The 10,973-nt window shown below is 70.0% G+C and carries 10 protein-coding genes; 5 read left to right on the forward strand and 5 right to left on the reverse strand.

Features of this window, described 5'->3' with window-relative positions:
• Positions 1-28: 28 nt before the first annotated feature.
• Both ACFYZY_RS07300 and ACFYZY_RS07305 read right to left on the reverse strand, forming a co-directional pair.
• Positions 29-1,591, reverse strand: coding sequence for a sodium:solute symporter (locus tag ACFYZY_RS07300; protein ID WP_388690293.1), 1,563 nt, complete (start codon positions 1,589-1,591; stop codon positions 29-31).
• Entirely contained in the window at positions 1,588-1,758 is a 171-nt protein-coding gene (locus ACFYZY_RS07305; protein WP_388690295.1) for a hypothetical protein, read from the reverse strand. The genes ACFYZY_RS07300 and ACFYZY_RS07305 overlap by 4 nt, the downstream gene beginning before the upstream one ends.
• A gap of 313 nt (positions 1,759-2,071) precedes the next feature.
• On the opposite strand from ACFYZY_RS07305, the gene ACFYZY_RS07310 reads away from it, so the two are divergent.
• The 4 genes from ACFYZY_RS07310 (at position 2,072) to ACFYZY_RS07325 (ending at position 6,205) form a co-directional block, all read left to right on the forward strand.
• Positions 2,072-3,070 carry an SEC-C metal-binding domain-containing protein gene (locus ACFYZY_RS07310; RefSeq protein WP_388690297.1) on the forward strand — a complete coding sequence of 333 codons (999 nt, stop codon included), beginning with the start codon at positions 2,072-2,074 and terminating at the stop codon, positions 3,068-3,070.
• A 70-nt stretch (positions 3,071-3,140) separates the two neighbouring features.
• Positions 3,141-3,590, forward strand: a complete 450-nt coding sequence (locus ACFYZY_RS07315) for a very short patch repair endonuclease (protein ID WP_388690623.1) — start codon at positions 3,141-3,143, stop codon at positions 3,588-3,590.
• Positions 3,583-4,569 carry a DNA cytosine methyltransferase gene (locus ACFYZY_RS07320; protein WP_388690299.1) on the forward strand — a complete coding sequence of 329 codons (987 nt, stop codon included), beginning with the start codon at positions 3,583-3,585 and terminating at the stop codon, positions 4,567-4,569. Before ACFYZY_RS07315 ends, ACFYZY_RS07320 begins: the two co-directional genes overlap by 8 nt.
• A 46-nt stretch (positions 4,570-4,615) precedes the next feature.
• A complete protein-coding gene (locus ACFYZY_RS07325) occupies positions 4,616-6,205 on the forward strand; it encodes a DNA cytosine methyltransferase (protein ID WP_388690301.1) in 1,590 nt (529 codons plus the stop codon).
• Between the two features lie 13 nt (positions 6,206-6,218).
• On the opposite strand, the gene ACFYZY_RS07330 is transcribed toward ACFYZY_RS07325, so the two are convergent.
• From ACFYZY_RS07330 to ACFYZY_RS07340, 3 genes are read right to left on the reverse strand one after another with little or no spacing between them, the layout of a single operon-like run.
• Positions 6,219-7,082, reverse strand: a complete 864-nt coding sequence (locus tag ACFYZY_RS07330; RefSeq protein WP_388690303.1) for a DUF6339 family protein — start codon at positions 7,080-7,082, stop codon at positions 6,219-6,221.
• A complete protein-coding gene (locus tag ACFYZY_RS07335) occupies positions 7,079-8,074 on the reverse strand; it encodes a hypothetical protein (RefSeq protein WP_388690305.1) in 996 nt (331 codons plus the stop codon). Before ACFYZY_RS07335 ends, ACFYZY_RS07330 begins: the two co-directional genes overlap by 4 nt.
• A gap of 3 nt (positions 8,075-8,077) precedes the next feature.
• The gene (locus ACFYZY_RS07340) at positions 8,078-10,222 is read right to left on the reverse strand and encodes a helix-turn-helix domain-containing protein (protein ID WP_388690307.1); all 2,145 of its coding nucleotides are present in this window, start codon (positions 10,220-10,222) and stop codon (positions 8,078-8,080) included.
• Between the two features lie 616 nt (positions 10,223-10,838).
• Between ACFYZY_RS07340 and ACFYZY_RS07345 the strand changes: the two genes are divergently transcribed.
• Complete coding sequence (locus ACFYZY_RS07345; RefSeq protein WP_388690309.1) at positions 10,839-10,961, forward strand: hypothetical protein; 123 nt, start codon at positions 10,839-10,841, stop codon at positions 10,959-10,961.
• Positions 10,962-10,973 lie beyond the last annotated feature (12 nt).

Below are 10,973 nucleotides of genomic sequence, written 5' to 3' on the forward strand. Positions count from 1 at the left end.
GCGGCCGTGTCCCCGTGGCCGGGGTCGCTCACCGGGAAGACGCGCGGCCGGGGACGGAAGTTCCCGCTCCCGGGGCCGTTTTCCCCTGGCCGGCCAGGGGCAGGGCTGCGTCGGTGAACTCCTCCAGGGCGAGGACGTCCTCGTCCGGCCGGTCGTCGTCCGCGTCCCCGCCGCCCGGCCGTCCGAACAGGCTGACGGGAACGGCGACGGCGAGGTTGGCGACGAGGGCGAGGAGCCCCGCGTTGACGCCCAGGAAGGGATCGTTCCCCGAGAAGACGAGGACACAGACGATCACGACCCCGACCACGAGCCCACACACCCCGCCCACCAGGGACATCCGGCGCCACACGAGCCCCAGCAACAGCAGCGGCAGGAGCTGCGCCATCCCTTCGTACGAAATGAGGGAAAGGCGGACGAGGGTGTTCGGCGCGGTGTAGGTGAGGACGAGGGCCAGGGTCCCGGCGGCGACCACGACGAGCTGGGACAGCCCCTTCTCGCGGGCGCGCAGCCGGGGCACGAGACCGAACACGCTCCGCCCCCACATGGTGCCGATGACCAGCATGAAGACGGCCATCGGCACGATCGAGGAGAGCGCGGCGGCGACCCCGACGATGCCGACGGCCCAGCCGGGCAGGGAGTCGGTGACCAGCTTGAGGAGGGCGAGGTTCGACTCGGCGCCGGTGAGGCCGGGGACGACGAAGAGGGCGGCCGCGCCGAGCAGCATGGGGACGAAGAGGAGGACGTTGTAGGCGGGCAGCCAGACGGCGTTGCGGCGGAGGGCGTCGGCGTCGCGGGCGCCGAGGTAGCCGGCGACGGTGGTCGGGAAGATGACGACGGTGAGGGAGTTGAGGACGGTGGTGGAGGCGAACCAGCCGACGCCGTACCCGCTCCGCTCGCCGCCGTGTCCGGGCAGGCTCAGCCACTCCCCCTTCTCCCCGACGAGCCGCCCGAAGAACTCTCCGAACCCTCCGAAGTAGTGGAAGGGCACGTACACCGCGAGGAACCCGAGGGTGAGGATGACGAGGGAGTCCTTGAGGACGGAGACCCAGGCGCTGCCGCGCAGCCCGCTGACCACGACGAAGCCGGTGGTGACGGCGAAGGCGAGGAAGTAGGCGGGGCCGAGGCCGATCCTCCCGTACGAGACCGTGGACACGACCACCCCCATGCCGGTGATCTGGAGCTGGATGTACGGCAGGAGGAAGACGGTCGCCAGGACCGCGACGGCCGCGCCGAGCCAGGGCCGGCGGTAGCGGTGGGCGGCCGTGTCGCTGAGGGCGACGAGCCCGTGCTTGCGGGCGTACCCCCAGAGCATGGGGCCGACGACGTAACCGACGGCGTAGCCGCAGGACATGTAGGCGACGACGTACAGGACGGGGGCGCCGTGGTCGTACCCCCACCCGGCGGCGCCGAGGTAGCTGAAGCTGGTGTACCCCTCCCCCGCCATCAGGACCCAGATGAAGACCGGCCCGAGGGACCGGCCGCCGACCGACCACCCGGCGAGGCCGCCGCCCTCCTGGCGGCGGGCGGCGAGGAGTCCGAGGGCGACGGTGAGGACCAGGGAGACGCCGAGGACGACGAGGGAGACGCTCACGGCCGGCGGTCCCCCCGCCGGGCGAGGGCGACGGCGCAGGGAGTGAGGACGGTCGCGCCGAGCAGCCAGAGGACGAGCAGGGGGACGCGGTTCACCAGCGGCAGGGCGACGACGAACAGCACGTACGGGAGGAGGAGCCAGAGGAGCTGGGGCCTGCGTCTGATCACCGGACGAGCCTAGTCCCGCGCGCCGGCGCGGGAGGGGGCCGTCGTCCGGTCCGGCGCGTCCGTGCGCGGGCCCGGGTCCGTGCCCGGGTCCGGGTCCGGGTTCGCCCCCGGACCGTGGGAGGGCGTCCCCGGCGGACGGACGGACGGCGGCGGGCAGACGGCGGTGGGCGGTGGGCGGACGGCGGTGGGCGCCCCGCGGGGGCCGGTGCGAACGCTCCCGCCTCCCGCCCCGTTCCGTCCTGTCCCGCCGTCGGGACACGAGAAGCGCCGACACGCCAACTCTCCGGGCCCGTACAGCAGTACGGTGGGACACATGCGCCCCGACACGCCTGCCGCCCACACCGCCGAAGCCGAGCGCCTGCTGCGCACCGCCGCGCAGTACCCGGGTGACCGGGAGCCCCTGTCCCTCCGGGCCGCCGCCCACCTGGAACTGGCGGGCGACCGCCCGGGCGCGACGGCCCTCTACGACGAACTCCTGTCGTCCGAGCCCGCCGACCCGCACCTGATCAGGGCGCTGAAGGCGGCGAACCTGTGGGAGTACGGGCACGAGGCCGAGGCCCGCGCCATCATCGACGGGCTCCGGGAGGCCCGGCCCGCGGACGCGGCGCCGTGGGAGATCGCGGCGGAGACGCTGGAGGCCCACGACGAGCTGGAGGCGGCGGAGGCGACCCTGACGGAGGCGGCGAGGCTCCTGGCCGCCTCCCCGGAGGAGCTTCCCCACGCGACCCGGTCCCTGATCACGACCCGGCACCGGGTGCGCAGGATGCTGGCGCTGCCGCACGACGACTGGGACGACCGGGCGGACCGGCTCCACACGGCGGCGGTCCCCCTGGACGAACTCCACGACCCGAAGCGCCTCTGGTCCCTCGGCTCGGAGGACCCGGCGGAGCTCCGGGCCGAGATCGCCCGCCTCCGCTCCGAACTGGGCACCTACCGCACGGCCCTCTCCCGTCCCTTCCCGGTCGCGGTCCTCCACTGGCCGGAGCCGGAACTGGACGAGCTGCTCGCGGCGTACCCGGAGCTGGAGGCCGAGTACCCCACGTACACCGCCCACCTCACCGACCTGGAGGCGTCCCTCCGCGAACTCGCCCAGGCCGGCACCCCGAACCTGGGCGTCGTCCGCGCGACGGTCCCCTCCTACGAGGCGTTCGCCGCCTCGGAGTCCACCCACCCCTCGAACGCGGACCTCCTCCCCCAGTACGCCACCACCCTCGCGGCCCGCGGCCGCGCGACGGCCTGGCCGCCGGCCCGCGGCGAGGCGTGCTGGTGCGACTCGGGGGAGACGTACGGGAAGTGCCACGGGGCGGGGTGACCTCCGGCCGGTCCGGCAGAATGCAAGGGTGACCGAAGCCGTGCCCTCCTCCCCCGCCGTCTCCGCCCGCATGAGTCGGCAGGGCTCCCGCGACACCGCGCAGGAACTGGCGGTGCGCCGTCTCCTGCACGCCTCCGGTCTCCGCTACCGCGTGAACGTCCCGGTCCCGGGCATGCCCCGCCGCACGATCGACATCGTCTTCGGCCCGGCCAGGATCGCCGTCTTCCTGGACGGCTGCTTCTGGCACGGTTGCCCCCAGCACGCGACACAGCCGAAGTCCAACGCGGAGTGGTGGCGCGCGAAGCTCGACAAGAACATGGCACGGGACCGCGAAACGACGGAGCACCTCGAAGCCCTGGGGTGGACGGTGCTGCGGTTCTGGGAGCACGCGTCGACGGAAGAGATTTCGGAGACGGTGCGAGGGGTCGTGGACCGGAAGAAGGGCGATCGGGCCCGAACGGGGCGGGCGCTCGTGCGAGGACCCCGAAAAGGTGGGGCCGAGAAGGGGACGGATGACTGATCGACTCCGCTTCGTGGACGTCTGTTCCGGCGCCGGCGGACTGGCGTCGGGGTTGGAGGCAGCGGGTTTCTCCCCCGTTCTCCTTCTTGACGTCAAGCCTCAGGCGTGCGAGACGCTCCTGACCAACAGGCCGCACTGGAACGTGGTTTGCGAGGACCTCGTCGGATTCCTTCCGGACGAGTACCCGGAAACTTTCGACGTCGATCTCTTGTCGGCCGGTCTGCCACGAGTGCGTGCCTCGGCCGCGGTGGGGCGAGCGCACAGCGATCAGGAACTACGCCTTCTCACCGCCACGATCTGTCTGCTCCACTCGATCCAACCGCGTGCCCTCCTGCTGGAGAACCTGCCCGCCCTCGTGGACTCCCCGAGATACGCGGACATCCGGGAATTCATCGAAGCCGAACTGATCCACCTCGGCTACCGCTTCCGCTGGTTCGTGCTGAACGCGGTGGACTTCGGCGTACCCCAGGACCGCAAGCAGGGCATCCTCGTGGCACTCAAGGACGAGTGGTTCCACGCGTTCACCCCGCCGGACCCAACGGTGGACGAGCATGTTCCGGTCGGTCGAGTACTCCTCCCCTCCATGAGGTCCCGGGGCTGGCGCGATGCCGATGCCTGGGCGTCCCAGGCATCGGCCGTGGCACCCACCCTGGTCGGAGGTTCGGAAAATCGTGGTGGTGCCGATCTCGGTCCGTCCGGCACGAAGCGCGCCTGGGCCCGCATGGGGGTGAACGCCGGAGCGCTGGCGGACGAGGTACCGGGAGCGGAGTACGAATGGTCACGTTCGAACGACCCGGCACAGATGGTGAAAATCACGGTGTCCCAAGCGGCCCTCCTGCAGTCCTTCCCCCCGGACTGGCGCATCACGGGCCGGAAGACGGCGCAGTACCGGCAGATCGGCCACGCCACTCCCCCGCCGGTGGGACAGGCGCTCGGCGCGTCCATAGCGACCGCTCTGCGCTCTGTCCACAGCCCGTAGACCGGTCGTCCTGTTTACCCCTGCCGGCCGGCTAGACTTCAGGCCCATGAGCCACATCGAAACGGAAGACTCCCCACCTGCGGATTTCCACATCCTGGACCTCTTCGCGGGCCCCGGGGGGCTGGATGTGGCGGCAGACGCGCTGGGGTATCGGGTGACCGGTATCGAATGGGACGCGGGAGCGTGCGCCACTCGTGGTGCGGCGGGGATGGACACCTTCCACGGGGACGTCCGCAAGTACCGGGCGGCCTTCTTTCCACGCGCCCAGGTGCTGACCGGCGGGCCTCCCTGCCAGACCTTCACCGTCGCCGGGCACGGCGCGGGGCGCAGGGCGCTGGACCAGGTGATGGGATACATCGAACGGTTGCACGAGGCCGTGCGTGACACGGAAGGGCACTCGGGCGAGCACCGGGCCTGGTTGCGGGTCTTCCGGACCTGGCGGGAGATCCACGAGGAACTCAGGCGCAAGGAACTCGAGGCCGAGGCGATCAAGCGCAGGAAACGTGCCGTGGAGCGGCGCAGGGCCGAGACGCGCAAGGCCATGCGAAGCCGTTTGAAGCAGCGGGGAAACTCGGCGCACGAGATCAAGAATTTCCTGAAGAAGCTCAAGAATCCGCAGTCCGTCGAACTCGCGGACGACGAGCTGAAAGGTCTGCTCGAGGTCTTCGGCGACCTTCACGACCAGCTCGACGGGCTGAAGGACGAACTGGAGAAGCTGGGCGACGAGCGGACGGGACTCGTCCTGCAGCCTCTGTGGTGGGTGATCGAGCGAAGCAGGCGCCCCGGTTCGGAACCGTACGAGGCCGTCGTCCTCGAACAGGTGCCGGCGGTGATGCCGGTGTGGGACCGCTATGCAGAAGTCCTCGCTTCCCTCGGTTACCGGACCACTACGCAGCTCATGCACACCGAGGCTTTCGGTGTCCCCCAGACCCGGCGTCGTGCGGTCCTGATGGCGCGTCTCGACCGGTCGGGCCTCCCCCTCGGTCCCGACACCGACGCCCTTCCGCAGGTGCCCGAGACCCACGTGCTCTACCACCGGAGGGGTTCCTTCGTCCGTCTGCCGAAAACGGAAGGGGCGGACACCCTGTTTCCGCAGGATCCGACCTCCGGTGACGGGAAGCCGCAGAAGAAGCCGGAACCCTGGGTCTCCATGGAGACCGCCCTGGAGAAAGCGGAGAAGCACTCGGTCAAGGTGCGCCGTCGTCCCCCTTTCAGCGTCGTTTCCAACTACGGGACCGGAGGCGTACCGGAGGCTCGCGGCCGGCGTGACCACGACGCCCCTTCTGCCACGATCACGGGGAAGGTGTCGCGGAACCGCGTGGTCCACAAGGGGACCGACAAGGATCTCGATGACGACCTCGGTCGTTTCAACAGTGCCGAGGCGGGGGTGCTCCAAACGTTTCCGGCGGCGTATCCCTGGAGCGGCAACGACATCTCGCAGCAGATCGGCAACGCGGTGCCTCCTCGGCTCGCCCTGCATGTGCTGCTGCACGTGCTGGAACCCGAACCGGACGAGGAGAAGGCCGCCGCCAGACTGGAACAGGGGGTCGAGAAACTGGAGCTCTGGGAGCCCAAGGAGCCGGCGGAACTCCTGGAGCACCGGGGCTTGAGGGGCCACCCGCTCACCGGCAGGTGACCCTTCACCCCCTTCAGTCCTTGGGTGTCCGGCCCCGGACCGGGGCCGTCTCGAAGAGGTCGACGAAGTAGTCGGTGAGCTTCCGCACCGTCTCCTCCGGGACGGGCTCCTCGTCGGGCCCCTCGGGCAGAGTGTGCCGCGGAACCGGAGGAGCCGTCCCGGCCCCTGCGATCCACTGGCGCAACACTTCGGGATCACGCGGCTCGTCCTCGGCCAAGGCGTCGTAGACGAGGGTCGCGCCGGCGGCGCTGATCGCCGTCATGAGGCCCTCGATCTCACGGCCGGTGGTAATTCCCCGGCCCAGGACACGCACCAGGGCCTGGGCGGTGGGCCGGTGGTCGACGAGGGCCCGCCGCAGTGCCGAGTGGATCAGGTCCTGGTTGCCACAGGCCGCTTCGACCGGAGAGTAGTCGCCTCCGTTGCGGAACATCTCCGCCGCCCACCACAGGCGCGAGAAGCACTGTCGGTCGGGCGCACCCTTGAAGCGTTCCGGGTTGATCCTCGACGTGGTCGAGGATTCGTGCCGCCAAGCCACGTAGTCCGGGGCGACGGCGAGTGCAAGGTGGGTCCACAGCCTGCGGTCCGCCGCCTCCCGCCGGGTGAGACGGAGCGTCGCGTGCAGCCGGGGCGCCAGCCAGCCGTCGGCCCGGGTCCGGTTTCCCTCGAACTTGTACTTCGCGTCCTCCACGAGTTCCCTGAGCGGTTCGACCTCCCAGCGGGTGTCGTCCTCCGCCAGCGGTTCGACGACCTTGGCGAGGTCCACGCCCTCATGCCCCCGGGCCCCCGTGAGCAGGTCCTCCGTCAGGAAGGAGTCGGCCGCCGCTGCGGACAGCAGACCGAGCCGCCGGGGGATGTGGTGCGGTTTCTCGATCGTCATGCCTTGTCCCCTCGGTTCAGCTGCTGAAGTCCGCGCAGGGCGTTGGCGAGCGCCTTGCTCGCACCCGCACGTCGCACGGCCGCGTAGTGGATGCGGGTCTGGAGTTCCACCCACCCCGCGTCACCGGTGCGCCGGCGGTGGACCCGACGAAGTGCCTCTTCCGGGGAGACCCCCGGAATCACGTCGGGGAGCATCTCGCGGAGCACCTCGCCCTGCCAGTCGGTCGGGAAGACCGGTGATCCGTCGGGCTCCACCTCCAAGTCGCCCACGGAACTGTGGAACACCGCGGTCCACACGTCGGTGGCCATCTGGGAGACGAGCATCTCGTGGACCTTGCTCTCGATGCCTCCGCTCTCAGCGCCCAGGAGATCGGAGAAACCCTCGATGTCGGTGTTGACCAGAACCGCCGGCAGTCGGCCCGAGGCATCCACGATCCAGGGGGCGTCGGAGTACGCGTGCAGCCACTCCCGTGAGGTCTTCGAGAAACTCACCTGCTTCACGTCGAGGCTCAGGCCACCGAGCGGTTCCTCCGCGGCCACGTCGACGGTCCAGTCGTCGTCGGTCTCCGCCAGCGACCGGCCCGGCACGCCGTCGATCGTGGCGACGGCCTGGACGGCGAGCGTGGCGCGGCCGACGTGGTCGTCACGGAACACCTCGACGGTCCCGGACCACTCCTTGCCCTCCGGGGTGTCCTGTTTGAGGTCGAAGGCGGTGCGCACATTGGTCTCGCCGTCGGTGAGCACCGCCAGGACACGCACCTCGCTCCACGGGGCGTCGGGGACGTTGGCACCGGGAGGCATGGTGGCGGAGAGGCCGATCCTGGCCGACACCCAGTCCTCGTGCTGCGCCACACCGAGGGCGACGGTCCGCTGCTGGGTGGAGTACGCCGACGTGTCCAGGTGGTCGCGGGTGCCGTCGGGCAGTCGGAGCGAGGCCGAGGTCACCCGGAGGGTGACCGGACGGTTGAGACGCTTGTACGGGTAGAACTTCACGGCTCATTCCCCCTTTCCGGTGCGCAGTTCGAGGACGAGCCGGGTGAGCGCGGTACGGACCGGATGGCTGGTGACGTCGGTGGCACCGCTGAAGACGGCTCGCCGGACGCCGGGCGAGAAACGGAGCACGCCGCCCTCCACCTCACAGCCCTCCACGGCGACGAGTTCCGCCCAGTCGAGTCGGGGGCGACCGCCCGACCTCACGTCGAGCAGGACAACCGGCGTCATGGCCGGCAGTTCGTCCGCGCGGGGCAGCTTCACTTCCGCGGTGATCCGCCATTCCCCCGCCTCACCGATCGAGGCGTCCAGCCCGTCCAACTCGGGCAGGGCCGTCCCGGTGCCACGCCTGGGCGTGGTCTTGCGGGGGACGGTGAGCGCCTTCCGCAGCTTCGTGCTCCCCTCTCCGCCGGACCTCCTCGGTTTGGCGACCAGTTCCTTCACGGCCGAGTTGACCTCGGTGGTCAGCCGGGCGATGCGGTGGTGTGCGGTGTGCGACCAACGCAGGGTGAGTTCCTCCGTCTGACCCCAGCGGTCGTGCTCGGGCGGCTCGGCCGCCCGGAGGAATTCCTCGGCCTCCTCCGCGAAGGGTGCCGTCTCTCCGGCCGCGTGCCCCGTCAGGAGAACGGCCTGGAAGGAATTGACGCCCAGGGGAAGACCGGCGACACCGGTCTTCTTGATGGTCATCCGGTTGCCGCGCAACGCGTGGACCTGGTTCGGGACACCGTCCTTGTCCTCGGCCTCCGTGACGAGGAGTACGGCGTGGTGCGTGCCGAACGTGCCTCGGCGCCCGCCCATGAGCGGAAGCCTGAACGGAACCTGGCGAAGGGCGACCTGGCCGGCCTCGGTGAGCCGGTCCACGGTCGTCCCTTCGTAGAAGGAACGCAGCGCCCTGGTGCGGGAGGGCTGGGACCGGGCGGGGTCGACCTTCTCCTCCTCCAGGACCACCTGCCCGTTGCGCAATGTGCGGACCGAGGTCTCCAGGAGCGGGAGCCGGCTCCCGCCTCCGGTCATGGCCGCCCAGAAGTCGCGCTCGAGCGCTTCCACCAGCCGTCGGTGCATGGACCGGATGTCGCGGGTCCCGTCGTCGTCGACGCCTTCCCCGTCCTCGTCGTCGCGGTCGGGAGCGCTCTGGTCGAGGCTCGCCACGTCGTGGGCGCCGACGATGAGGAAGGAAGTGCCCGGTTCGTCGTTGTCCCGGGTCAGGTGGAGGCGTTCGACCGTCTCCTCGTCCGCCCACCACGAGCGAGCCACCTGCGCCCCCGGGCTGTCCGGATCGGGGCGCCCCAACCAGGCGGGTCCCGCGTACGACTCGCCGCCGACGGAGCGCCAAGGCAGTTCGAGTCGTCCGATGAGGCGGCGTTCGGTCCGTCCCTCGTGGGGGACGGAGAGCGTGGAGTTGATCAGGACCATGCCGAGTGCGCTGGTCGCCCAGAGCGTCGCCTTGCCCAGGCCGAACGAGCCTCCCGCCCCGCGACCCGACTTGAGGCTCTCCAGCTGGCGACGGACGACGGCCGCGAACTTGCCGTCGTCGTAGTCGTCCCCGGTGAGGCCGGAGGCGTTGTAGTCGTCGACCCGGAGCAGGACCAGCCGGCCCTTCTCGAACATGTCGCGGACCCCCGCGTCCACGACCCGACCGACCTTCTGGTGCGAGGCCGACTGCGACACCGCGGCGTAATGGGGGTGGAGGTCGTCCCAGAGGACGGCCTTGCGGAAGGCCTCCAGCGCCTCGCCGGTCAGCTCGTGGATGGTGTAGCGCACCCGGACCGGGCGGCCGTTCTCCGTGAGTCGTTCGTCGAGACTGTTCTGGCAGGTCTCCCGGGCGAGAACCTGGACGTCGGCGTCGAAGGCGAAGGCGGCGGCGTTGCCACCGTCGCGGCCGCCATCGGGGTAGCCGGGCCGGTGGTACCAGGTGACAGGAAGGCCCGCCTGCGTGTCGGTGGTGCGCGTGTGCACCGTGCCGACGTCCGTACCGAGTGCCTTGGCGATCTCCTCCATCACGGTCGGGCGCGGGATCGACCGTTTGGTGATCCAGGCCGAGACCGCGGCGCGAGTCAGCCCCAGCTCTTCCGCCAGCTCCGCCTGTGTCTTCCCCGCGAGCCTGAGCTGACGGGCCAGCCAGGGCCCGAACTCCTCACCGTCGGCCTCCATGCGACCACTCCGTTCCTGTGCCGTGCCCCGTGTCCCTGGACACAAGGAGGCTAATTTGACGGAGTCGATCATGTCAACTTTTACTTGACGTCACCCCACCACCCATGGAGGGATGCCGGTCGGAACAAAAATACCTTTCGCCCACCAAGGGTGGAGAATGCCCGATTTGCCCATCGAAACCGGCCGGATCTTGTCGGCTGATTTTCGCCTCCACAACCGGCCTCTCATCGACTATGATCAAGGGTGACGGAAAAGCTGTCTCGCCCGGGAGAACCCCGCAGCGGCCTGGCGGAGCCCTACCCTTTTGCTCCTTTCCCTCCGTCGCGTTCGCGTGTCTCCGAAAAACGCACGACGAATTTCCGGAACCGCCTGGTACGACAGAGCCACGTCCTCTAGCGTTCTCGAAGATCCGCTTGGCCCTACTCGTCGGCGCCAACGCGGCATTCAAGCGCGCTTCGGTGTATTACCTGTCCCGGAAAATTCCGCGACAGGACGTCCAGGGAGGGGAAAAATAGTGTTGGAAAATTCGGAGGACTCGGATTCGTACTGTGCCGCCCATACCGTGCCCCACGAACCGCCTTCGTCCGCACGGGAGTGGAGCGCGTATCACCTGAGCTTGAGCATGGCACCGGACGAACAGGCGCGGAAGCACATCGCCGAGACGTCCGGGGTGACGGACGCCCACTTGGCCCACTTCGGCGAGTGCCACGACATCGGCTTCTCCGACGACGACGGCTGACGGCTCGCCCGG

Source organism: Streptomyces sp. NPDC001744 (assembly GCF_042892575.1).
Classification (GTDB): Bacteria; Actinomycetota; Actinomycetes; order Streptomycetales; family Streptomycetaceae; genus Streptomyces.